Below are 23747 nucleotides of genomic sequence, written 5' to 3'. Positions count from 1 at the left end.
AATCATAGGGAACTTTGTCATTACATAGTGCGAATGCCGAACTATCGTTCGGCGATTAGCGATTGATGCCTTCGCTACAGAAAATTCTTGCTATAACCACGACGCGCAAGCTTCAGTTCGTTCTACATTGATCGTACAGCTTGAAGCAGACAGGCCACAGCATCGTCGATGAAGATTTTATTCGTTCACAATAACTTCCCGGCACAGTACCGCAATCTGGCGGCCGCGTTGGCTAACGAACCCGGCTTCGAGCTCGTTGCTGTCGGTGCATCGAGCGCGCAGCCGATGCCTTCGGTTAAGTTGATTAAATATATGCTCCCCGAAGCAGATGTTTCCGGAACCCATCCCTTCGCCAGGCGATTCGACCTTGAGTGCCGCCGCGCTGAGCAAGTGCTTTACAGTCTTTCGACCTTGGCGGCGTCGGGCTTCGCGCCCGACTTGATTCTGGCCCATCCGGGATGGGGAGAGACCCTGCCACTGCGCACGATGTTCCCCAAGGCAAGATTGTTGGTCTATTGCGAGTTCTTTTACGGGGCCGAGGGGCGGGACATCGGATTCGATCCGGAATTTCCGATGTCCGGATTGGATGGTCATATCGGACTGCAGTTGAAGAATGCGACGACATTGCTAGCGCTGGCAGATTGCGACCTTGGAATCTCGCCTACCACTTGGCAGCAATCGACCTTTCCCTCGCATTATCAAAGCAAGATCGAAGTGATTCATGAAGGAATTGATACATCGCGGGTGCGACCGAATCCGCAGACGCGCCTCATGCTGCCGAACGGCCGGGAAGTGGGATCGTCGGACGAGATTGTAACGTTTGTCGTACGCAATCTCGAACCGCTCAGAGGCTATCACGTCTTTATGCGTGCTCTCCCCGAAATCCTCAGGCGGCGACCCAACGCGCAGATCGTCGTCATCGGCAGGGATGGATTGTCGTATGGACTTCCTCCGCCGGCTGGCAAGACCTGGAAGTCGATCTTCCTCGATGAGGTCCGCGATCAGTTGGATCTATCACGTGTTCATTTCATGGGTGGCGTCCCATATCAGACGTTCATTTCCGCGCTCCAGGTATCATCGGCACATGTCTATTTGACTTATCCCTTCGTGCTGTCCTGGTCGGCGCTGGAAGCGATGAGCGCCGGTTGCTTGGTGATTGGGTCTGATACGCCGCCAGTGCGCGAGGTCATCAGTTCCGGCGAGAACGGGCTGCTGGTTCCTTTTTTTGCGGTCGATGAACTTTCCGAGCGCGTGATTGAGGCGTTGCAGGAACCCGCCAAGTTCTCGTCAATGAGACAGGCCGCCCGCCGCTTCGTTATCGATCACTATGACGCAGAGCAGGTCTGCATACCGCGAATGCGTCGCCTTCTCGATCTGAAGTTGCCATCGATGTCATCGCCACGGAACTTTTGGCCGGGACGCTCGGTGTCAGACTTGCCGCAAGGCGCCAAGCGTGCTTCCCGGAAATCGTCCGCCGCGGCGGGACTGGGAATGTAGGCGAAGAGGGCGCTGGCCCTTCGTAGGCCGCGCGGCACGCGGGACTCTATCCAGGACATCTATTTTCCGACGCACCGAAAAATGGCGACGTCGACCGTTATGTGTGCAGGCCATCCGAAACGGTTGATCGCGGTCGCAGGCATGTCGCTACGTTTGGCTGGTCGACGGCACATTTATTTCGAGAAGTTCGTTCTCGCGGTGACACAGGCGTGATGATGTCGGACCCGAACGATCAATCGATCGCGAGCGACTACGAACATCGCCGTATCCGCTGACAACCCAGCGAAGTCAGGCGCGATGAGTGTAACTTCTCTCGGCAACGTGATGGTATGAGAGAAATCATATAATTGACGTAGACAACGTCGGTCATATCTCCACGAAGAGCAGAACAATGATGTGGCTGGCATAGGGAGGCGCTCGCAACGTTCGTCACCGATCGTTGCGCAGCGATTGTTTTCGATCGCAACGAGGAGACTCTGAATGCGATCAGCCTGCCCGCAAAATAATCATCGCGGAGATCAAAATTAGTGCTGCACCAGTGACCTGGTGGCACGTGATTTGCGAGCCTCGCGACCAGCATACTGGAGTTGGGTATCGGATATGATCACAGCACGGATTAGTCTTGGAATGAGTACGGATTGCAGGCGGCCAGCGCTTCTTATTCTTGCTGTCGTGCTGTCAATTTTTACATTCGGGTCCGCCCGCGCTCACGATTCTGGGCACCCCGAGTTGAACCGTTGGTATGAGAGCCTGCACAGCGGCAAGGGCCCATGCTGTGATGGCACAGATGCCAAGCGCGTCGATGACGCCGATTGGGAAAGCAAGGATGGTCACTATCGGGTGCGCATCGACGGCGAATGGGTCGACGTTCCCAGGGAAGCTGTCGTAGATGGGCCGAACCTCTCGGGTCGGACCATGGTGTGGCCCTATTATCAAGATGGTCATCCGAAACCGCGATGCTTCATGCCTGGCAGCATGAGTTGATCTAGTCGAGCAGTTCGACCAGCTCGCGCCGACGAGTCCGAACGGGTTTGCGCAGGGTGTGATGACCGAGCCTGTCCGACTTATGGATGAGCCCGCGTCGCCGCCGGGCCCGACGTTGACGCTTCCGCAGGCCGAAGCGCCAACTGCGCTGCCGAGGTGAACACGCGTGACCGCATGAGGAGGGTAGCCGTGAGACCGGTAATCCCAGACGCAGCCAGGATCATGGCTACGACCACGAATTGGTAGATGGCGGCATAGACCGGACTCGCGCCGGAGACCATCATGCCGGCCATGACTCCGGGGATCCACACCAAACCGAGAGACTTCAGCATATCGAGTCGAGGCAGAAGGCTCGCATAGACGGCGCTCTGAAGATAAGGCGTAACCGTAACGGGGGGCTCCGCGCCCAGCGAGAGGCCTGCCTCGATCTGTCCGACATGGGCGACGATCTCGGCCCGGAAGCGCTCTGCGGCTTGCGCGCATGCATTCATCGCATTGGCGATGATCATGCTGCCGACAGGGACGAGGATCGCAATGTCGGCCCGAAGACTCCGGGTCGCAAGCATCGCCGCGATCACGGTTCCGGCGCCGGCGGTGATTGCCCAGAAGCACAGCAACAGCGCGCCTTCTAATCCCTGGAGGCGGCGAGCAGCCGTGAATGCCGCGGCGACCGTCATCATCAACAAGATCAGCGTGCCGATCAGCAAGTTGCCATGCAGCAACACCGCCAGCACCATCCCAACGAGAACCATCTGCACGAGGCCACGCGCCATCGACACGGCAGCCTCGCGCTCGACGCGGACGGCGTGCCACCGGCAAAGCGCCACCACGGCTGCGCATAGCGCGATGGCGCCGGCGGCCTGGGCAAGGCCCATCAGAACGTCGCTTCCTATGCTGCTCTCCAGCTCAGTCAGCATGCAGCACCTCCCTGGTTGCGCCGATCGCGACAAGTCGGCCTGCTTCCATGATCGTGGTTCTGTCTGCGAGACGGATGGCCTGCTCACGGTTGTGCGTGACGATCACGCAGGCCATTCGCCGTTCTCGGATGATACCGAGAATGAGCTCCTCGACCCCGCGCACGGACGTCTCATCGAGCGCGGAGGTCGGCTCGTCGAGCAGCAGAATCTCAGGAGCATTTGCCAGCGTTCGAGCCAGTGCCACGCGCTGGGCCTCGCCGCCGGAAAGGTTGCCGACGTCACGGTCAGCGAATCCGGATAAGCCGACCCGCTCGAGCAGCGTTGCGATCTGCGTCGGAGCCATGACTTCCCCGCGCTGGCGCGGTCCGAAAGCGATGTTCGCAGCGATTGTGCCGGGAAATAGAAAGGCCGTCTGCATGACCATGCCGACCCGCCGCCGCAACTCTTGCGGCGCAATTGACCGGTAGTCGGTGGACGCCAGCAGAACCGTGCCGGCCGTGGGTTCGTCCAGCCGGTTGAGCAGCCGCAGGAAGGACGACTTCCCGGCTCCGCTCGCGCCGACGACGGCGAGAATCTCACCAGCCGAGACCTGCACACTGACATCATTGACGAGCAGCCGCTGTCCGACGCTCCGCGACAAATGCCTGGTCTCGAGCATCGCGATCCCTGGCTTGGGACGGTTCTCGCCTTGGCCGGGCGCGTGCGCGAACGCTGCCGCCTCGCCGGGATCGTTCGATAGGGCAGGGTTTGTCACAGGGCCTCTTTCGACACAATGCGCTGATCAATCCTGGTACGCTAAACTTGCGATCCCATCAAAATGGTGGCGGCTTCGGCTGCGACGGCTTCGGGCCGAAAGCCCGCGCAGTGTCCCGCTGTGGGCGATCAACCCTGGATAACGCGAGTTGCCGCGCGTACTCGTGGTCGCCGGCCTCCTTGTAGGGAGAACTTGTCAGTGAAGCAAGAAATGCGACCAGATCATCAATCTCTGCCTCCGTCATGGCCAACGGCTGGATGTCTTCGTCGAGCCAGGGATCGGTGAGGCCGTCACCCTTATTGTAGTGATCGACGACGTCCCACAACGTTTGCATCGATCCGTCGTGGAAGTAAGGTCCCGTCACCAGGATATTGCGCAAGTCAGGTGTCTTGAATGCGGCGATGTCGTTCTGCCGTTTCGTGATCAGAAAACGCCCAAGGACAGACATATCGCTCGCGATCGCGGCGGTGTCGACATCCGGCAGGCGTCCTTGTGCAAGCTCGCGTTCCGCCTGCTGCGCCAGGGGGCCAACGCGGTGCCGGAGGATTCCGATGCCGATGTTATGAAAATCGTTATCGGTGAAAACAGTCACATCGCGTCTATCGTCCGCCAAGGCGTGGCAGAGGTTACAGCGGGCTTTGGTATTGAACAATTCCCAGCCGCGTTTGGCAGAGTCACTGATCGCGCCGGCGTCTCCGGTGATGAAGTGGTCGAAGGGAGAATCGAAAGACGCCAATGTCCGTTCATAGGTCGCGATTGCGCGCAGCATATCCTGTTCGTTCACGTCCCGGCCGAAGGCCCGCATGAACTGCACCTGATAGTCCTTATCGCCGGCGATCCGGGATACGGCAGCGGAGATACTGGACGAACCCATCTCGAACGGGTTGGTGATCGGCAGGGCCGCCTGCTGCTCCAGCGTATCGACCCGGCCATCCCAAAACTGCGTCTTGTTATAGAGCGCATTCAGAATCGTTGGCGCATTGCGTTGACCGGCGCGGCCATCGATCCCGATCGATACAGGCCGTCCATCGGTGAAGGCGCGTGCCGGATCGTGACATGTGGCGCAGGCGACGGTGCCGTCATCCGACAGGCGGGCGTCGAAGAACAGTTTCTCACCCAACGCAACCGCGGCAGGCGTAAGCGGGCTGGCTGGTGGGATTGCCGATGCCGTCAGCGCCGCGGGAAAGCCGACCTGATTTGAGGAGCGGGGCTCCGCCAGCGGCCCCGGTTGGGGCAGTGGGGGCGCCTTGCCTGGCTCCAGCGCCGGCGGTGGTCCGAAGCTGGTATCTTCGCTGACGGTCGAAGCCGCAGTCGCCGACAGCGTAGGCAACAGGAGTAACAAGGCCGCGAATGACGTGGCGCGCATCCGATATGCCTTTGCCGTTGCGCTGAGCAGATATTCCAAAGAAGGTGGATTCAGGGCAACTTCGTCCTCGCGAGGAGGCGAGGCACGACCTTGCGGGCGGTCGGCCGTCCCTTCGGCATTCGCAAGGCACCGCTATTGCGGTAAACGTGTGGCGGTGGCCTGTATTTCCGATCCGCACGCAGGTTTGTCCGAACGAACGCGCGGCCGGAAGCGATCGTCCTACTGCTTCAAACGAGTGGACGCGTCCGCGATGCGCCGGGCGCTTGCGTGTAGCGCTGCCTCTTCCTGCTGGCTCATCTGCGGCGTGAGAACGCGCTCGACGCCGGCTGCTCCGATCACCGAGGGTAGGGAGAGGCTGACCCCAAATGCTTTTTGGGGACTCGATACCGGAAGAATAACCTTCTCATCCCGCAGAACCGCCTCGGCGATCCGCGCGGATACGATTCCGATCCCGTACTGGCTGGCACCGATGCCCTCGATGATCGTGATGTTGGCCTGCCGGACATCCCGTTCAATCTGCTCTTTCGTCTCCGCCGGCCGATCGAGAAGTGCTTCGACTGGACTGCCGGCAATTCGCGCGGAGGACCAGAGAAAGACGCTTGAAGTGCCATGTTCGCCAAGCACCAAGGCATCTACGGCGGTCGGAGCAACGCCGAAGTGACGGGCGAGATGCGTCCGGAAGCGCAGGCTGTCAAGGAACGTCCCGGTGCCAAACACGCGCTCATGCCCGGCAGCAGCGCGGGCGATATCGGTGAGCGGGTCAGGTGGATCGGTCACGACGATGATCACCGCGTCCTGCGCAGCAGCGACGATGGCGGGAACGAGTTCCCGGTAAATCTTGGCGTTGGCGGTGAGGAGCTTCAGCCGGCCTTCCTTGTCGCTCCGATCGGTTGCGCCTCCGGCCTTTTCGTTGACGCCGGCAGTGAGGAGAACGACCGAGCAACCAGTCAGATCCGCGATGTCGCCGCTTCGAACGGCGGTCACGTCCCCCATCGCCGCTCCATACGTAATATCCGTGGCGATCCCGACGCTCCTCGCCTGTGTCCTGTTCACGAGGACGACTTCGTCCGCACTGCGCCGAAGACCCAGCGCCATTGCGCAGGCGGCGCCGACCGCGCCAGCCCCGACAATTCCGACTTTTCGCATGCTCTATTGCTCCAGCGCAGGTATCGGACACACGCCCTTCCGCCACGTCAGTATAGTAGCAGCGTGCTGAGCGATAAAGCGAATGCACCGGCGCTTCAGCGCAAGCGTCGTGCTTATTCGAAAGTGCTGACGCGTGTGGCAGACGACAGTCCGTCGTGCGGATGAATTCACCAGCTAAGGCGATTGCGCGCCGATACGCTCGAACTGCCGCTCCTCGTCTTGGGCGGCAAGCAGGGTGGCCAGCGTGGAGCATTGAGTGCGGATATCGGGAATCGCAATGATCTCCCGGAAGGCGGCGCGGGCGAGCGGACCCACGGCGAATAGCCGCCGGGACGGAACGCCGTCGCGATTGACGATCGCACAATCGGCGCCGGTCTCGATGCCGATGCAAAGCGGATCGACGCGGGAAGCGCCACTTGGAAGCAGGTGGAAGCTCGCGCCAGAGCCGCTGGGTATACGGCCGGATGCCGTCGATGACGGATCGTGCATGGCCTGGAACTATGTACGATTCTCGACGACCATTTCGGTGAATCGCTCTGGCAGAGCGTCGGCGATGCGTTCGAATAGCTGGTCAGCTTGAGCAGGATCAAAGTCCATCCTGAATCGTTTCTTTACGCCGAACTGCGTGAGATCGTAATGGCTTGCTGGTTGGACACCGTGTCGCGCCAGGCAACTCTGAACACATTTGAGCGCGCAGCCATCGATCGCGACGATTGGCCGCCCCGAGGTCGCAACTCGTACAAGCGAAGGAACGTCGCCTCCGACCCCCGCGATGCAGGACATTTCCGCTTTCCCGGTTCGATCCAGTCGGATCGCGAGATGGTTCGCCAGCTGAGCGGCGCTTGAACAGCCAGAGCAGGAATAGACCAGGGGCAGATCGGTTCGTCGCGCCATTTGCCGTTCCTTTTCGCACGTCATCAATTGAGCCAGAAAAATCGCCTCAGGCGTTGCCGCGTGGAAATGCCTGACCTGCCGCCAGCGCGTCGGCGAAGGCATGGTGCAGGTCGCGGTGGATGGCCTCATCCTCGCGCATGGCGAGGATCATGTCAGTGACATCCGAATCCGGCGGTAGATTCCAATAGGCGATGGCCGATGCGGGTGCCGCGTCGCTGCTGCGATCATCAGATCCGAGCCGAATGAGGTATTCCGAGTAACCCCGGACCGCTTGCTCGGCGAAATATCCGGCCAGGCGATGGGCTGTCCGGGCGGATATCAAGTAGAGAATGAAAAAAGCATTGTAGAACGCCGCTTGCGCGATGGCGATCAGGATACGTTCCCAGGCGCGAGGCTGAGCCAGCGCAATAAACGACATCAGATGAACGCGCTGGTTCTCCGCCTCGTCCATGAAGGTCCGGATCCAGCCGCGATCGTCGAGCATTAGGCGCAGGCATTTGAGATGCAGCAACGTTGCGGCGACCATCGGCGGGACCGCGGCCACGGTCTCGAGCACAACGACACGATGGCCGTATCGCCCGCCAAAGAGGGCGCCGGCCATCGATGCGCCCGCGCGCACGATGCCCAGCGCAATCCGGTCAGCCAGAGTGTCTGGTAGGTGATGTCGAAACAGATCCGTCTTGTTGACGAGCAGCATTTTCGATCCGGTGTTGGGGCACGCCTCGGCATCAGTCGCCCCGTCTCTGGGTCGGCGGGCAGGGGCTTTCCTCTTGTAGGACAAGCCTTGGCATTATCGGGAATAATCGATCCAACTATTTGCGCTGGCTCAAATTGGAGGGCATTGCCCCACACTACTATGTGACAGCGGAGGTACACCGCCAGATGTGCAGCATGAAGTCGGCGGCATGGATTACTCTCCGGACCTCGATCTTTTCGCCCGGACCGAACTGTTTCAGGGGACTTCTCCGGAAGCGCTCCGATTCCTTCAGGCGTCAGCGGGACGAAGGCGGCTCGCCGCCGGCGACATCCTGCTTCAACAGGGCGACCGCACGACATCCCTTTTTGTCGTGATCGCGGGCCGGTTGCGGGCGTCGCAGATGGCCCAGGACGGTCAGCAGATTATCATCCGCTATATTGGTCCGGGAGAGGTCGCAGGCTATGCGGCACTTGTGGGCAGTGATACCCATCCCGGCACGGTGACCGCGGTGGACGACAGCCATCTGATCGGCTGGACGAGTGCCATCGTCAGACAGATCATGGAGCGTTATCCCATTGTTGCCATCAACGCCCTCACGCTGTTGGGCCGCCGGTATCACGAGATGCAGATCCGTCTGCGTGAACTGTCGACCGAACGTGTCGAGCGTCGGATTGGTCATACCCTTCTTCGTCTGGCGCATCAGTCGGGTCGCCGAACTGCGCGCGGCATCGAGATCGCCTTTCCGCTATCCCGTCGTGACCTCGCCGAAATGGTCGGAACCACCCTGCATACCGTCAGCAGGACGCTCAGCGCCTGGGAGGAGCGGGGCATCGTCAGTTGCGGGCGGTGCCGCGTGGTCCTGTGCAAGCCGCATGCTCTCGTGGCCATCGCAGACGAGGAGGAAGAATAGTTCTGGCTCCGAGTCCGAAAACAGCGTGTCCCACTGCGGCGCGTGACTACCTACTCCATCGCGATTTGCCGCAATGCCAAGACCCCGGCGAAGGCGCAATCGACGATTTCGGAAAATACAAGCTCCATCTCTCTGAACACGGTTCGGTCGGGTTCGCTCTCGGTAAGCGCGTCAAGCTCGGATAGAAGCGATAGAAAGGCAGCGATTTGATTTCTGCAGTCGCGTGCCTGGACAAGCTGCCGCCGGGAGAAGCGGCGTTTTTCAAGCGTCGCAAATCGATCGAGAGCCCCAGCCAGAGAATCCTGACACGTACAGTCCAGGTTGACCCGCGTGAGAACATGCCGCAGCCGGTTGACGACATCGATGGTTCCGTCCTGCGGTAGGCGCCGTGCTGCAATCGCCATATTAGGCCCCAAAGGTTGCTAGAGCATGTGCGGTTTAATCGGTTCGCGGAATTGGTGTGGCTGGCCGGACCGGGCATCGGGTGCAACGGAGAGAAAGCCGGCTCTTCCGTGGAGAAACCCGTTGGAAAATGGCACGTCCGGATAAAGCTGCGCGAGATGTCGCGTTCCGCTCTCCACATCCTCGCGGCCATCAAGGACCGCGCGGAAGATGCTGATGACCGCGACCATGTCGCAATGCTGTGGCGAGAGGCGGAATGACCCGACGCCGGCTTCGCGCAAGGCTTCGGCGTCGCCCAGTAGGTTGGCGCAGGTGGACGACAGGGTCTGAACGCCGTTGACCGTCAGGAACTCGGCGCCATCGAGCGTCTTCAGCATCAGTCCATCCGGGTCCTGCTCGCAAACGAACTGGCAATTGTCTTTTGTCAGCTTGTGAAGGCGTGCGTGATAGCAGCGGGCAGAGATCGCCAGAGGCACCCGGCCGAAGGCGAAGATATCGATCAGGACGTTGGGAAGTGCGGCCGCAATCGCCGCGATCGACGACAGCGGCAGCTCCGGGGGCAGGCAGATTCGTGTCGCTCCGCGTTGGGCGTGGAACGCGGCGCTGGCTTCGTTGTAGATGTTGATGAACGGACCGATCGCATGAGGGCGACCGACAAGTGGCTTGAGACAGGTCAGATCGTTCACCTCGACCAGGAGCTCTGCCGTGTTGACGAGTTCGGACATCTGGCGACGCTCGCGCGGCAGCGAGGTCAGGATCAGGGAGCCGAGCAGGACCTGTTTTCCGGCGGCACGGAGCCGCTCAACGACCGCAGGCAGATGTGGAGCGATGAAGGGCGATCGCTTCGAGCAGACGATCTCTCCGATCACGACGGTGTTGACCGGCGCTTCGTCCGCAATGCGAAAGTAGAAGTCGCGCCAGCGTTCGGGCGCCCAATTGTAAAGAACTGGGCCGAGGCTGAGCTGCATGAAACCATTCCTCCGATCGGTTTTCTTTAGTCGTTCAACGAGAGAGGCCTAGGCACTTACCTCCAGGTCTTGCGATACGCACCCACAGTTGTGGCCTGCCCCTCGGTGAATGGTACAAGTTGCCCGGCATCGATCGGCAGGCCGGAGTCCAGCGCGTCAAGAGCTTGACGAAAATGCCGCACGACACCCTCGACATAGGCCCGGCCGCGCTGGCGCCCTTCGATCTTGAGCGCCGTAACGCCGGCGTCGCGCAGACCGGCAAGCAATGTTGCCGCGTCAAGGCTCACGGGATCCTCGAAAATATAACCGGTGCCGTGTTTGGTCGTGAAGCGGCCCTTGCAAAGCGTCGGATAGCCGGCAGCTTCACCGATCTCGAAGCTGTTGATTGTGAATCCGCCGAGGCTCGACTTCGTCCTGCCGTCCACCTGTTCATAAGCGACATGGCTCGCGGGAGAGCATACGCCCTGCATGTTCGGCGACTGGCCGGTGGCATAGGATGACAGCGAGCAACGGCCTTCGGCCATCACGCAAAGGCCGCCGAAGACGAACACTTCCGTCTCACAGGTCGTCTCGCGGACGATGCCGGCGATTTCCGCAACGCTCAGGACGCGGGGCAAGACGACGCGGCGGGCGCCGAATGTCTCGGTGTAAAAAGCGATGGCATCCGCGTTGGCGGCGGCTGCCTGCACCGAGACGTGCAGGCGCTGGCCAGGATGGCGGCGCGCTGCATATTCCAGCAGTCCGACATCGGCCAGGATCAGCGCGTCGGCCTTGGCCGCGACGGCGTCGTCTATCGCCCGATGCCAGAGACTGACGGCGCCCGCGCGCGGGAATGTGTTGATGGCAACCAGGACCTTCACCCTGCGGCGATGTGCAAGGGCGATCGCCTCGCGGAGCTCGTCGCGGCTGAAATTCAGGCCTGGAAAGTTTCGTGCATTGGTCTCGTCGTTGAAACCGCAATAGACCGCATCGGCTCCGGCATCGATCGCGGTCTTCAATGCGGCTGGTGTGCCCGCCGGACAGATCAGCTCCATCGTCAAATCCCTTTGTGCGATCGATTTGAGGCGCTGGCCACCGTTCGAGCAATCTGCAACGTGCGTTTCAATGGTTCGGCCAGTGGTCCGAATATGCTGGCGATCTCCGCCATCGGGTCGAGCTGCGCGTCATCAATCGCGTTGCGAAGCGCGAGCACCGCCTCGACATCGCCTTCCACCACAAGGTCGCGGGAAAACAGCAATGCATCGCCGTCAAGGTGGCCTTCGACCAGACCAAATAACCCGGCCAACGGACTGGAAATCCGAGCATCAACATCATCCGGCAGGTTGCGCACCACCGATAGGCGCGGGCGGGAAGGGGCGGGCTCGAGCAGAAAGCCAAAGGGCAGATCGGTCGGCTTGATGCTAAATCGTTTTCGGGCATGCTCGCCCAGCCTGTCGAAGATCCTCGGATGTTCCCTGCAAATGCGAAGCAGCACGACCGTGAGTACGGCCTGAAGCGGCAGCAGCGGCAACGGGCGCACAGCAAGCGCCAGCAATGGAGGCACCGGCAACGGTGACGGCGCAGGCGGGGGCACTTTCGAGAAATTCATCGTGCAGAATAGAGCGATGATCCCGGGCATTGTTTGCGCAAGAACAAAGAAGACCTGGAATTTTGCTGCATAGGAATCTCTGTGTCTTAAGGAGAAGCCTCTTGCTGCGCCGCGACGTGCCGCATTTTCAGGAAATGCACGACTTTCTGGTTTTTCTCGAGAGTAAGGGGCAATTGCGACGCATTCGCGAGAAGGTCTCGGTGGTGCACGACATCACGGAAATTCATCGTCGCGTTCTTCGCCAGGAAGGACCGGCTCTTTTGTTCGAGCGGCCGATCAGGGCGGATGGGGCTCCTTCGGATATACCGCTGCTGACCAATCTCTTCGGTACGATCGAACGGGTGGCCTGGGGATTTGGCGTGCGGCCCGACCGGCTGAGAGAGCTTGGCGAACTGATGGCCGAACTGCGCGCGCCGCGACCGCCGCAGAACCTGATCGATGCCTGGCGCAAGCTTCCCCTTGCACGGGCCGCGCTGGCGACCCGGCCGCGCACGATTTCAGCGGCGCCGGTGCAGGAATGTATCGCAACCGGCGACGCCATAGACCTCGGCATTCTGCCGACCCAGGTCTGCTGGCCCGGAGAGCCGGCGCCCCTGATCACGTGGCCGCTGGTCATGACTGCGCCGCCCGAGCCAGCCGCTTCGGGCCAGGACAACATGGGCGTCTACCGGATGCAGGTGCTGGGCCGCGACAGCGCCATCATGCGCTGGCTGCCGCATCGCGGCGGTGCCCGTCATCACGATCAGTGGAAAAAGCTTGGCCGGGACATGCCGGTCGCCGTCGTCATCGGCGCCGATCCTGCGACCATCCTGGCTGCAGTCTTACCTGCGCCGGAAGCCATTTCCGAACTGCGGCTGGCCGGCATGCTGCGCGGGCAGCGGCTGGATCTGGTCCGCTGCATCACCGTTCCGCTCTCGGTGCCGGCCACGGCCGAAATTGTCATCGAAGGTTATGTGTCCGCGACGGAAACGGCGCCCGAGGGTCCCTATGGCGACCACACCGGTTATTACAACTCCGTCGAGGAGTTTCCGGTGTTCCGCGTGACGGCGCTGACGCGGCGGCGCAGCCCGGTCTATCTCTCGACCTTCACCGGACGTCCGCCGGATGAGCCATCGCGCATCGGCGAGGCGCTCAATCATCTGTTCCTGCCGCTGGTGCAGCAGCAGTTTCCGGAAGTCATCGACCTCTGGCTGCCGCCGGAGGCGTGTTCTTACCGGATCGCGGTTGTCGCGATCTCCAAGCGGTATCCAGGGCAGGCGCGGCGCCTGATGCTCGGGCTATGGTCGATGTTGCCCCAGCTCACCTACACCAAGTTTCTCATCGTCGTCGACGGCGATATCGATATCCGCGACTGGCGAGCGGTGATGTGGGCGGTCGCAACGCGAAGCGACAGTTCACGCGATCTCGTCACGCTTGCCGATACCCCGATCGATTACCTCGATTTCGCCTCGCCAAAGCCCGGTCTTGGCGGCAAACTCGGCATCGATGCGACGACAAAGATGCAGCCGGAGACCGAGAGGGCCTGGGGTGAAGTGCTGGCCATGGACCCCGCCGTGACGGCACGAGTCGACGCTATGTGGCCGGACCTTGGTCTGGGTGGATAGACCCTTGCCGGTCTTCTCAGGAGATCAGACCCGGTTTCTCGGGGACTAGCGCATCGGCGGCATCGCTCACGCCGGCGTAGATCTCATTGAGGTCCGCCGCTGTGACGCAATACGGCGGCATGACGTAGATCGTGTTACCGAGTGGCCGCAGCAAGAGATTGCGATCGCGGAAAAAGGTCTGGAGCTTCGGGCCAATGTCAGCGAGGTAGCCGCTGTCGGGTACGGCCAAATCAAGGGCTGTGATGGTGCCGATCCGGCGAACGTTCTTGAAGCGCGCGTCCGCGTGAAATCGTTCAATTCCGTTTTCTTGCATTTCCGCCACGGATGCGATGCGCTTTCGAACGTCCGGATCTTGCCAAAGATCCAGGTTCGCCTTCGCTGCGGCACAGGCGATCGGGTTGGCCGTATATGAGCTCGAATGAAAGAAGGTCCGCGTACGATCTTTCGAATAATGTGCGTCAAAGATGTCGGCGCGGCAGAGTGTCACCGCGAGCGGAAGCGATCCGCCGGTGAGACCCTTGGAATAGCAGGCGATGTCAGGCGACACATCAGCCTGCTCACACGCGAACAATGTTCCAGTCCGGCCCCAACCGGTCATGACCTCATCGGCAATGAACAAGACATTAGAAGCTTCACAAATCCGCTTCATCTCTCTCAGCACCCACGCTGGATACATCAGCATCCCGCCTGCGCCCAGGATCAGCGGCTCCACAATAAAGGCTGCCGGATTGTCGTTGCGGCACGCAGCTTCAAGTGCGTCAAGCGTTACCTGTTCGTGGCCGCGCTCCGGAAACGGCACTGAGGTGACATCGAAGAGCAATGGTTCGTATGCCGCGTTGAAGACACTCCGCGCGCCGACCGACATCGTACCCACCGTGTCGCCATGGTAGGAGTGCTGCATCACGACAATGCGCGAGCGCGGCTCGCCGACGTTGTGCCAATAGCCGAGTGCCATTTTAAGCGCGACCTCTACGCTGGTCGAGCCGCTGTCGGAAAAGAACACGTAGTCGAGGCCACGGGGGGCCAATTTCAGAACCAGGTCAGCGACCTCTTCGGCCGGTTCGTGAGTATGGCCAGCGAAGATGATCTGGTTGAGCTGCTCCGCCTGCTTCTGAATGGCGCTTGCGATTTGCGGATGGCAGTGGCCGTGGGTCACCACCCACCAGGATGCGATTGCGTCGATGATACGACGGTCGTCTGCGGTATAAAGATAGGCGCCTTCGCCGCGGACAATCTTTGTCATGACGCCCTGCAGCGCATGTTGGGTGAATGGATGCCAGATTCGCGGCTGCTTCTCGTGCATCATGGCTTGAAATCATCGCGGTTGAATGAGCCTTCGAAGGCGGTCCGCAACGCGTCCGGGCCCAGAGGAGAAAGCCAGGGCAATCGTCCAAGCTTCCGTATCCGTCCGATCCTACAAATCGTGTTCTCGGTATCGACGTTTTCGTCGCCAATGAATGCAATCCCGAGAATACCGATCCCGCGATGTCGCAGCGCTTCGATCGACAGCAGCGAATGATTGATGGTGCCGAGCGAAGTGCGCGCGCAAAGAAGGACCGGAATCTGCCAGCGCGCAAAGATGTCGATGTACAATGTGCTGCGGCTAAGCGGCACCATCAGCCCGCCCGCCCCCTCTATCACAAGCGGGCACGCACCAGTATCGGGCACGTGGAGTGACTCCGTGTCGACAGCAACCCCGTCAATCTCAGCAGCCAGATGGGGCGAGGCCGGTGTTCTGAGACGGTAACGCTCTGGCACGATGCGATCGCAGGAGAAGGCTCCCAGCCGCGCGACGTGCTCAGAATCGGTCTCCGCGTCGAGACCCGCTTGAACAGGCTTCCAATATTTGGCGCCGAGGAAACCGGCGAGGCCTGCCGCGAAGACTGTCTTGCCGATCCCGGTGTCCGTGCCAGTCACCACGATCCGCTCGCTCATGGGGACGTGGCCCTTGTCTCTTCGGACAGGGCATCGAGCATTGCCCGCAGATCATCTTCGCCGACGTTGAGGGTTATAGAGATCCGCAACCGTGCCGTGCCTGCCGGCACGGTTGGCGGCCTGACTCCACGGATGTCGAAGCCTCGAGCCTGCAACGCAGCCGCCAGAGCCATCGCACGGGCGTTGTCGCCAACGATATACGGCACGATCTGCGAGCGTGAAGGACTTTGGCTGCCGCGCACGGAGAGCTCTCGATGTGTGAACGCGACCAGGCTGGCCAGACGTTGCTGTCGGTCAGGTTCCTGCTGCAGGATTGATAGCGCTTCCTGCACAGCAACAGCCATCAGGGGGGAGGGAGCGGTAGCGAAAATAAACGGACGGCAACGATTGACCATGAAGTCGCGCAGCACGCGGGTCAAAGTGACGATTGCACCGGCTGCACCCAGCGCCTTGCCGCAAGTATGAATGACAATCATGTTTTCGCGCCCCTCATAGGGGGCGGTCAGTCCTCGACCCTGCGCACCGTAGACGCCGGTGGCATGAGCCTCATCCACGACCAGGAATGCATCGTGCCGGTCTGCGATTGCGACGAGTTCCTCAAGCGGCGCGAAATCGCCGTCCATGCTGTAGATACTTTCGACCACGATCCATACGCGGCCCGTTCCGCCTTTCGCTCGCCAGTCGCGAATCCTGTCCTCAACCGACTTCGGGTCATTGTGGGCGCTCTCGCAATACTCAGCCCGGCCAGCGCGCGCTCCTTCATGAATGCTCGCGTGAACGAGAGCATCGAGCACGAGCAGGTCGTCCCGTTGCGGCAATGTTGTCAGAAGCGCAAAGTTTGCCACATATCCGCCGCCGAAAAATAGCGACGTCTCGGTTCCGAAGAACCTGGCAGCGTCTGCTTCGAGCTGTTCGTGCTCCGCGCAGTTTCCGCGCAGAAGCCGTGACCCGCCGCTTCCGATCGGTGTGCCGGCCTCGAGTGCGGCAGCGACAGCGTTCCTCATGCGCGGCGCGCTCGCCAGCGCAAGATAGTCGTTCGACACGAAATCGATGCCTGCGCGCGGCTTGAGGCCGCGCAGCCGGTCATCGTTCTTCAAGGTCTGCAAGGCGCTGTGATAGCCGACAGTTTTGTCTGCATGGATTGCGTTCATTGCCTCGTGTCCCGGACAGGCGATCAGTTGGGCAAGTTGAGAGCGGACTAAGCGACGTGGCTCTGGCCGAGCTGGGATCTCATGCCGAGTCGCTGCAGCAAACTCGCGTCGCGATCGCGCTGCGGGTTCTTGGTGGTCAGGAGGACATCGCCGATGAAGATGGAGTTCGCGCCAGCAAGGAAACACAGCGCCTGGAGTTCGTCGGTCATGTATTGCCGTCCAGCGGAAAGCCGCACCACGCTCTTCGGCATCAGGATGCGGGCGACCGCGATCAGCCGCACCAGCGCGATCGGATCTGGCCGCTCCGCGGTGTCGTTGACCGGAACGCCCTTGACCTCGTTCCAGAGGTTGATCGGCACGCTCTCGGGATGAACGGGTAGATTGGCGAGCAGAACCAGCATGCCCAGGCGGTCATCAACGTGTTCACCCATGCCGATGATACCGCCACAACAGACCTTGATGCCGGCGTCGCGTACATGTGCCAGCGTATCGATGCGATCCTCCAGGGTGCGGGTCGTGATGATCTTGTCGTAGAACTCGGGCGACGTATCGATATTGTGATTGTAGAAATCGAGCCCGGCTTCGGCGAGCCGCGCGGCCTGGTCGGGCATCAGCATGCCGAGCGTGACGCAGGTCTCCATGCCGAGGCCTTTCACCGCGCTGACCATATCGCAGACCTTCTCGAGGTCCCGGTCTTTCGGATTGCGCCAGGCGGCGGCCATGCAGAAGCGGGTCGCGCCTGCCTCCTTGGCGCGCTCAGCGGTTGCGATCACATCCGCGTGGTCCATCAGGCGCGTGGCCTTCAGGCCGGTGTCGTAATGCGCGCTCTGTGAGCAGTAGCCGCAGTCTTCCGGACAGCCACCTGTCTTGATGCTGAGCAGGCTCGCCGTTTCGACATGGTTCGGATCGAAACGCTCGCGATGAATGCTCTGGGCCTGAAAGATCAGGTCGGGAAAGGGAAGGGCGTAGAGCGCTTCGGCCTCAGCGCGGTCCCAGTCGGTGCGGACCGCTTCGATATCGCAGGTATTGCTTTGTTTCGCTTCCACGGCATGGACCATAAGACTTGCCCTCTCTTGGAACCCATATTATAGATAATCTGAAAAATTATCTATGATTCCGACCTAGAAGCAGATGCTAGCTGAGGCCGCGGACGTGTGCACCTGATTTTATGATAGATAATCTATGATGTCCGACGAGAATACAACGACAGCGGGACGCATTGCCGAGTCAATCGGCGCGCGCATCATCAGCGGCGCACTGCAGCCGGATGCGCCGCTCCGGCAGGACCACATTGCGCGGGAATTCAGTTCAAGCCACGTCCCGGTACGCGAGGCGTTTCGGCAACTGGAAGCTCAACATCTTGTCGTCGCTGTGCCCCGTCGCGGTGTGCGCGTTGCGCCGCTTGATACCAACTCGGTGAAGGAAATTGCCGAGATGCGTGCGGCGCTCGAAGTCGTCGCGTTGCGGAACGCGGCGCCGAAATTGACGTCAGCCCATTTGGCGCGGATCGAATTGGCGCTGATCGAGGGAGACAACGCCGAGACGATCCAGGACTTCGAGGCTGCCAACCGCGCCTTTCACCACGCGTTGGTGGCTCCTTGCGCGATGCCGCGCCTGCTCGCCAGCCTCGACGGTTTGCAGCTCGCAAATTCTCGCTTGGTGTTTGCAATGGCCCGTAACGCCAGCTGGCGACCGCGGTCCAATCAGGATCACCGCTTGATCCTGCAAGCGCTGCGAGCGCGTAATCTCGATCAGGCCTGTGGTTTGCTCGCCCGTCACATCCAAACCATCGAGCGCCTCGCAATTCCCACCTCGTGAGCGGAAGTGTCCTATTGCGGCTCGATTCCCGCGGCCTTGATGATCCGCGCCCATTTGTCGATTTCGGTCTTCAGGAAAGCTTCCAGCGCTTCGGGAGTTGCGCGTTCGGTCTCGACCGGGGTCATGCTCAGCTCCGCAAAGCGGCCGACGAGTGGCGGGTCCTTGAGTGCCGTCTGTAGAGCACTGACCAGCACGTCGACCACGGGCTTCGGAGTGCCACGGGGCGCATAGAGGGCATACCAGGTGGTCACATCGAAGGCGGGAACGCCGGCTTCCGCTGAAGTCGGAACGTCCGGCAGCGTGGCGACGCGCTTCTTGCTGGTGATCGCATAGCCCTTGATGGTGCCAGACTGGATATAGGGCGTCGGCCCCGTAGCCGGATCGCAATAGACATCGATATGGCCCGCGATGACGTCGTTGAGCGCCGGCCCGCCGCCCTTGTAATAGACCGACGTGAGCTTGGTGTCGGTCGTGCTCATGAACATCAGGCCGCAGAGCTGCGAGGCGGAGCCGAGGCCAACATTGCCGAATGTGACCTTGTCGCCGTCGCTGCGAATCCGCCCGACCAATTCCTTCAGATCCTTGGCGGGAAAGTTCGGCCGCGCGACCAGGATCATCGGCACGTCGGTGACGAGGCCGATCATGGCGAAGTCGCCGACCGGATCGAACGGCAGTTTGGCGTAGAGCGACGGGGCGGTCGCCTGACCGACATGCATCAGCAGCAGCGTGTAACCGTCAGGTGCCGCCTTGGCGACGCGGTTGGTGCCGAGTGTACCGCCGGCGCCGACCACATTCTCGATCACGATCGACTGTTTCAGCGTTGCGCTCATCGCGCTGCCGAGAATTCGCGCAATCACGTCACCGGGACCGCCGGCCGAGAAGGGCACGATCATGGTGATAGGGCGGGAGGGATAGTCCTGCGCGAATGCCGTTGCGCACGGCGACAGCAGCATAAGCAAGACCAGCGAGCGTACCAAAGACATCATCACGCACTCCCTCCCTTTGCGCTTCGCCTATGGGTCGGGAAGCGTCATTTCCTTGGCTGATGTCCGCTCGATCATGTCGAGCGCGGCGACAGCCGCGGCGTTGACGTGATCGACGCAGCAGCGTTCGGCGAGTTCCTCGTTGCCGCTCTGGATCGCGCGCCAGATCGCCGTGACCTCGCGCAAGCTCTTGTTGATCCGCTTCGGCTGCGACATCGAGGTGATCCGCAGCAGCGTGATCCGGTCATGCAACGGCTTGAGCATGCGCTCGATAAAGGCGTTGCGGCAGCCGCTGATCAGCGCGCCGTAGAAGTCGGTCTTGGCCTCGAGACAGCCGGTGAGGTCTTGTTTCGAGGCCGCGGTTTTCAGCCGAGTCAAGGCATCGCCGATCCGGCGCACCACTTCGGGATCATGCAGACGGGCGCATTCGCGGCCTGCAAACCCTTCCAGCACCGCACGTGCGGCGTAGAGCTGCCGGGCCTCCTCGAGGCTGATCCTGCTGACGACCGGGCCGCGGTGGGGGACCGTGTTGACCAGTCCGTCAGCTTCCAGCAGCCGCAGCGCCTCCCGGATCGAGGGGCGGCTGACGCCCATCATCTCGCACAGCTCGCGCTCGACCAGCCGCTGGCCGGGTTTAAGCGTACCGGACATGATCGCCTCGCGCAGCTTTTGCGCGACCATCTTCCTGACGGTCGGGACGGCTTCGATGCGAAGCGTGGACTGCAGTTCGGCGCGTCGGTCCATTTGCGAGATGCCTTCGTTCTATCGCGGGTTCACCAGCGATTTACCGGCAGAATCAGCATTTGTCGCTCTCTCGAAATCGGCTTTATTCATGCGATTGACCAGCCTCCATCGATCGGCAGGCTGGCCCCGGTGATGTCCTGTGCGGCTGCGCCGCAGAGGAACACCACCAGCGCGCCAACGGCTTCCATCCCGATGAACCGGCCGGACGGCTGGCGCTCCGCGAGGTATTTTTCCGTGGCGCGCTCCAGGGACTCGCCGGTTTTGGCAGCAATGGAGGCGATCTTGCTCTGGATGGCGGGGGTCGGCAGCGTCCCTGGGCAGACCGCATTGCAAGTGATTCCGGTGCGCGCGGTTTCGAGCGCGACGGCGCGGGTGATACCGAGGATTGCAGTTTTGGTGGTGACGTAGTCGATGCGATCTTCGACCGCGCGGGTCGAATAGATGGAGGCCATGTTGATGATGCGGCCCCAGCCGCGTTGCTTCATGGCGGGTAGCGTAAGGCGGATCAAGTGGAAGGGCGCAGACACGTTCACCGCCAGCGCGTGCTCCCATTGATCCGGTGGAAAGTGCTCGAGATCAGAGAAATGCCGGACCACGGCATTGTTGACGAGGATATCGATCGCGCCGCAGCGGCGAAGCAGGTCGGCCAGCATGGCCTCGATGGCGGAGCGCTGCGACAGGTCGGCTCCCGCAGTGATCACGTCGACGCCGAATTGCGCGCGCAACCGGTCAGCGGATTCGTCCGGCGCGACGAGATCATGCAGGACAATATTGGCCCCCGCGCCGGCAAGGCTTTCCGCCACTGCCAATCCCAGGCCCGCGGTTGCCCCGGTCACGAGTGCCCATTTGTCCTTCATCGCGCGGCGTTTCCCCTATTAGCTTTTCGGCCAGAAGGGCTGCGCCAGTGCAAGCTCCGGCGGGAACACCGTCACCGGCACACCAGACTGCCACTGTACGATGGTCATGCCGGCGCCGACGCGGCGGCCTTTGTCGTCGAACTTGATCTCGCCCAGCGGGTAGTATTTCGAGGGACCGGCATCCATGTTGCGCAGGGCTTCGGCGACGGCGACGCGGTCAGCCCTGCCGGCCTTCTCCAGTGCGTCCTTGATCACCCACATGTCGCCATAGGTGGAGATCGCGTTCTGCGTCATCCATGGCTCCTTGTAGCGGCTCTTCAGCTCGGCGATCAGCGCCTCGTGTCCCTTGGCGCCCCAGCTTGCGACGCAGGTGAGGACGCCTTGAAGCAGCTCCGGGCTGACAGTCTGCAGCATGTCCGGTTCGGCGATCGCGATGCCGAACGAGATGGTCGGCACCTTGCCTTGGCCGAGGCCGAACTCGTTCATCTTTTCCAGCAGCAGTTTCGCGTCCGAAATCACGGTCGGCAGGAAGAATAGAAGATCGGGCTTCGCGGAGCGTATCTTCTGCACCAGCGACGTCGCATCCGCGAGTGGCGGCGTGAACGTCTCGTCGACGATCAGTTGCAACTGGTTTTCCGCCAAAAGGCCCTCGCGCATCGATTTCGCGGATGCGATGGAAGCCGCCGTATTGTCGGTGAGGATCGCAACTGTCTTCGGCCGCTTGCCGGAAGCCGTCTCCGCCAGCTTGATGATCTGCGGCAGCGCCTGGCGAGCCTGCGAGCCCGCCGTTGCCGAGGTCTGGAAAACGTATTTGAAGCCGCGATCGGTGATCAGGTCCGAGTAGGAGAGGGTGAGGACGGGCAGATTGGCGCGCTCCGTCACCTCGGTGACCGCGAGCGTGAACGAGGAGAGATAGGCGCCGCTCGCCGCGACCAGATCGGACTCCTGGGCCACCATGCGCTGGGCGGCATTCTTGGCCTTTTCCGTGGTGTCGCCGGAATCCAGCACCACCAGTTTCAGCTTGGCGCCGCCGAGCGCCTTGATGCCGCCTTGGGCATTGATGTGATCGACAGCCATTTCGGCGCCTTCACGCATCACCGTGCCCGGGCGGGCATAGAGCCCAGAGATCGGCACCAGCAAGCCGACCTTCACCTCCGGTGGCTGCTGTGCCCACGCGCGGGATGCGATCAGCGTGCTGGACGCGCCCACCAGCAGCGTTCGCCGCGTCACTGTGGTTCGGTTCCTTCCAGTCATGACTATTCTCCTCCGCGAATGGTCACGAGGCTGCCGTCAGGATTTCTTCGGCCAGAACGGCTGCGATTGCGCGAGTTCGGGCGGATAGACGGTGACCGGCACGCCCGATTGCCACTGCACGATGACGACGCCGGCGCCGACGCGGCGGCCCTTGTCGTCGAATTTGAGCTGGCCGCCCGGATAGTATTTCGACGGGCCGGCATCCAGTGTGCGGAAGGCCTGCGCCACGGCCTGGCGATCAGCCTTGCCGGCCTTCTCCAGCGCTTCCTTCATCAGCCACATATCGCCATATGTCGAGATGACGTTCTGCGTCATCCAGGGCTCCTTGTATTTGGCCTTGAGCTCCGCGATCAGGTCCTCATGACCCTTTGACCCCCAGTTGGCGACGATCGTCATGATGCCTTGCACGACCTCCGGGCTGACGCTTTGCAGCATGTCCGGTTCGGCGATGGTGATGCTGAAGGAGACGGTCGGGATCTTGCCCTGGCCGAGGCCGAATTCGCTGATTTTTTCGAGCCCGAGCTTCGCGTCCGAGACGGCGTTGGGCATGAACAGCAGCAGGTCGGGCTTCGCGGAGCGGACCTTCTGGATCAGGGGAGTGGCATCGGATAATGGTGGCGTCCAGACTTCCTCGACGACAAGCTGCAATCCTTCCTGTGCGAACAACTTCTCCTTGAGCGCCTTGGCTGTGGCGACCGAGGTCGCGGTGTTGTCCATCAACATCGCCACCGTTTTCGGCCGCTTGCCAGAGGCAGCTTCTGCGAGCTTCATCAGCGTCGGCAATCCGAGTTCGGATTGACGGCTCGCCGTTGCGGCGGTCTGGAAGATGTACTTGAACCCGCGGTCGGTCAGCAGATCCGAATAGGATAATGTCAGCACCGGCAACTCGGCGCGTTCGGTTACCTCGGTGACGGCCAGAGTAAAAGAGGAGAGATAGGCGCCGGTGGCGGCGACGAGGTCGGGCTCCTGCGCGACCATGCGCTGCGCCGCGTTCTTGGCCTTCTCGGTGGTATCGCCGCAGTCGATCACCACTAGCTTCAGCTTCGCGCCGCCGAGCGCCTTGATGCCGCCCTGCGCATTGATGCGCTCGATGCCCATCTCGGCGCCCATCTTCATCACCTGCCCTGGCCGGGTATAGATGCCGGACAGCGGCACGATCAGGCCGACCTTGACCTCAGCCGGTTGCTGTGCGCGCGCCACCTGCGTAAGGCCGACAGCGGCGACACCCGACAGCACGGTGCGGCGGGTCAATCCGTTGGTCCTCTTGTTCATCTTGTT

25 protein-coding genes are annotated in these 23747 nt (G+C 61.5%); 5 read left to right on the top strand and 20 right to left on the bottom strand.

What is annotated here, in order from left to right:
* The first annotated feature begins 168 nt into the window (after positions 1-168).
* Both ACZXDY_RS14100 and ACZXDY_RS14095 read left to right on the top strand, forming a co-directional pair.
* Positions 169-1497: a glycosyltransferase family 4 protein gene (locus tag ACZXDY_RS14100; protein ID WP_464345909.1), complete on the top strand. Its 1329-nt coding sequence runs from the start codon at positions 169-171 to the stop codon at positions 1495-1497.
* Positions 1498-2124: 627 nt separating this feature from the next.
* Complete coding sequence (locus tag ACZXDY_RS14095) at positions 2125-2481, top strand: hypothetical protein (protein ID WP_464345935.1); 357 nt, start codon at positions 2125-2127, stop codon at positions 2479-2481.
* 80 nt (positions 2482-2561) lie between these two features.
* Here the strand turns inward: ACZXDY_RS14095 and ACZXDY_RS14090 are convergent, their stop codons facing one another.
* The 7 genes from ACZXDY_RS14090 to ACZXDY_RS14060 form a co-directional block, all read right to left on the bottom strand.
* Complete coding sequence (locus ACZXDY_RS14090) at positions 2562-3398, bottom strand: ABC transporter permease (protein WP_051396810.1); 837 nt, start codon at positions 3396-3398, stop codon at positions 2562-2564.
* Positions 3388-4152 (bottom strand): ABC transporter ATP-binding protein, encoded by a 765-nt coding sequence (locus ACZXDY_RS14085; protein WP_464345908.1) that lies wholly within the window; start codon positions 4150-4152, stop codon positions 3388-3390. The genes ACZXDY_RS14090 and ACZXDY_RS14085 overlap by 11 nt, the downstream gene beginning before the upstream one ends.
* Before the next feature lie 58 nt (positions 4153-4210).
* Entirely contained in the window at positions 4211-5557 is a 1347-nt protein-coding gene (locus tag ACZXDY_RS14080; protein ID WP_464345907.1) for a cytochrome-c peroxidase, read from the bottom strand.
* Positions 5558-5737: 180 nt separating this feature from the next.
* Positions 5738-6664 carry a lactate/malate family dehydrogenase gene (locus ACZXDY_RS14075; protein WP_464345906.1) on the bottom strand — a complete coding sequence of 309 codons (927 nt, stop codon included), beginning with the start codon at positions 6662-6664 and terminating at the stop codon, positions 5738-5740.
* 174 nt (positions 6665-6838) lie between these two features.
* Positions 6839-7153 (bottom strand): hypothetical protein, encoded by a 315-nt coding sequence (locus ACZXDY_RS14070; protein WP_464345905.1) that lies wholly within the window; start codon positions 7151-7153, stop codon positions 6839-6841.
* A 9-nt stretch (positions 7154-7162) separates the two neighbouring features.
* Positions 7163-7558 (bottom strand): putative zinc-binding protein, encoded by a 396-nt coding sequence (locus tag ACZXDY_RS14065; RefSeq protein WP_080663785.1) that lies wholly within the window; start codon positions 7556-7558, stop codon positions 7163-7165.
* 46 nt (positions 7559-7604) lie between these two features.
* Positions 7605-8255, bottom strand: a complete 651-nt coding sequence (locus ACZXDY_RS14060; RefSeq protein WP_464345904.1) for an alternative oxidase — start codon at positions 8253-8255, stop codon at positions 7605-7607.
* A 187-nt stretch (positions 8256-8442) separates the two neighbouring features.
* On the opposite strand from ACZXDY_RS14060, the gene ACZXDY_RS14055 reads away from it, so the two are divergent.
* Positions 8443-9165, top strand: coding sequence for a Crp/Fnr family transcriptional regulator (locus ACZXDY_RS14055; protein WP_245287334.1), 723 nt, complete (start codon positions 8443-8445; stop codon positions 9163-9165).
* A gap of 50 nt (positions 9166-9215) precedes the next feature.
* Here ACZXDY_RS14055 and ACZXDY_RS14050 read toward each other — a convergent pair whose 3' ends face one another.
* From ACZXDY_RS14050 to ubiT, 4 genes are read right to left on the bottom strand one after another with little or no spacing between them, the layout of a single operon-like run.
* Entirely contained in the window at positions 9216-9569 is a 354-nt protein-coding gene (locus ACZXDY_RS14050; RefSeq protein ID WP_464345903.1) for a hypothetical protein, read from the bottom strand.
* Positions 9570-9587: 18 nt separating this feature from the next.
* Entirely contained in the window at positions 9588-10535 is a 948-nt protein-coding gene (gene ubiV, locus ACZXDY_RS14045) for a ubiquinone anaerobic biosynthesis protein UbiV (protein WP_464345902.1), read from the bottom strand.
* Positions 10536-10591: 56 nt separating this feature from the next.
* On the bottom strand, positions 10592-11569 hold the full coding sequence (ubiU, locus tag ACZXDY_RS14040; RefSeq protein WP_464345901.1) for a ubiquinone anaerobic biosynthesis protein UbiU: 978 nt from the start codon (positions 11567-11569) through the stop codon (positions 10592-10594).
* A gap of 2 nt (positions 11570-11571) precedes the next feature.
* Entirely contained in the window at positions 11572-12153 is a 582-nt protein-coding gene (gene ubiT / locus ACZXDY_RS14035) for a ubiquinone anaerobic biosynthesis accessory factor UbiT (RefSeq protein ID WP_464345900.1), read from the bottom strand.
* A gap of 71 nt (positions 12154-12224) precedes the next feature.
* On the opposite strand from ubiT, the gene ACZXDY_RS14030 reads away from it, so the two are divergent.
* Positions 12225-13727 (top strand): UbiD family decarboxylase, encoded by a 1503-nt coding sequence (locus ACZXDY_RS14030; RefSeq protein WP_464345899.1) that lies wholly within the window; start codon positions 12225-12227, stop codon positions 13725-13727.
* 16 nt (positions 13728-13743) lie between these two features.
* Here ACZXDY_RS14030 and ACZXDY_RS14025 read toward each other — a convergent pair whose 3' ends face one another.
* From ACZXDY_RS14025 to bioB, 4 genes are read right to left on the bottom strand one after another with little or no spacing between them, the layout of a single operon-like run.
* On the bottom strand, positions 13744-15033 hold the full coding sequence (locus tag ACZXDY_RS14025) for an adenosylmethionine--8-amino-7-oxononanoate transaminase (RefSeq protein ID WP_464345898.1): 1290 nt from the start codon (positions 15031-15033) through the stop codon (positions 13744-13746).
* Positions 15030-15662: a dethiobiotin synthase gene (bioD, locus tag ACZXDY_RS14020; protein ID WP_464345897.1), complete on the bottom strand. Its 633-nt coding sequence runs from the start codon at positions 15660-15662 to the stop codon at positions 15030-15032. The genes ACZXDY_RS14025 and bioD overlap by 4 nt, the downstream gene beginning before the upstream one ends.
* Complete coding sequence (locus ACZXDY_RS14015; protein WP_464345896.1) at positions 15659-16813, bottom strand: 8-amino-7-oxononanoate synthase; 1155 nt, start codon at positions 16811-16813, stop codon at positions 15659-15661. The genes bioD and ACZXDY_RS14015 overlap by 4 nt, the downstream gene beginning before the upstream one ends.
* 47 nt (positions 16814-16860) lie before the next feature.
* A complete protein-coding gene (gene bioB / locus ACZXDY_RS14010; RefSeq protein ID WP_035690470.1) occupies positions 16861-17871 on the bottom strand; it encodes a biotin synthase BioB in 1011 nt (336 codons plus the stop codon).
* Positions 17872-17998: 127 nt separating this feature from the next.
* Here bioB and ACZXDY_RS14005 point away from each other — a divergent pair, with 127 nt between their 5' ends.
* A complete protein-coding gene (locus ACZXDY_RS14005) occupies positions 17999-18631 on the top strand; it encodes a GntR family transcriptional regulator (protein WP_464345934.1) in 633 nt (210 codons plus the stop codon).
* Between the two features lie 11 nt (positions 18632-18642).
* Here the strand turns inward: ACZXDY_RS14005 and ACZXDY_RS14000 are convergent, their stop codons facing one another.
* The 5 genes from ACZXDY_RS14000 to ACZXDY_RS13980 form a co-directional block, all read right to left on the bottom strand.
* Positions 18643-19617, bottom strand: coding sequence for a tripartite tricarboxylate transporter substrate-binding protein (locus ACZXDY_RS14000; RefSeq protein ID WP_464345895.1), 975 nt, complete (start codon positions 19615-19617; stop codon positions 18643-18645).
* A gap of 27 nt (positions 19618-19644) precedes the next feature.
* A complete protein-coding gene (locus ACZXDY_RS13995) occupies positions 19645-20358 on the bottom strand; it encodes a GntR family transcriptional regulator (RefSeq protein WP_051396809.1) in 714 nt (237 codons plus the stop codon).
* 86 nt (positions 20359-20444) lie between these two features.
* Complete coding sequence (locus ACZXDY_RS13990) at positions 20445-21215, bottom strand: SDR family oxidoreductase (protein WP_028164714.1); 771 nt, start codon at positions 21213-21215, stop codon at positions 20445-20447.
* 18 nt (positions 21216-21233) lie between these two features.
* A complete protein-coding gene (locus tag ACZXDY_RS13985; RefSeq protein ID WP_464345894.1) occupies positions 21234-22469 on the bottom strand; it encodes an ABC transporter substrate-binding protein in 1236 nt (411 codons plus the stop codon).
* Between the two features lie 36 nt (positions 22470-22505).
* The gene (locus tag ACZXDY_RS13980) at positions 22506-23741 is read right to left on the bottom strand and encodes an ABC transporter substrate-binding protein (RefSeq protein WP_464345893.1); all 1236 of its coding nucleotides are present in this window, start codon (positions 23739-23741) and stop codon (positions 22506-22508) included.
* Positions 23742-23747 lie beyond the last annotated feature (6 nt).

Source organism: Bradyrhizobium sp. LeoB3 (genome assembly GCF_055456055.1).
Note: the sequence above shows the minus strand (reverse complement) of the source record. Positions and strands in the feature narration are given on the sequence as shown.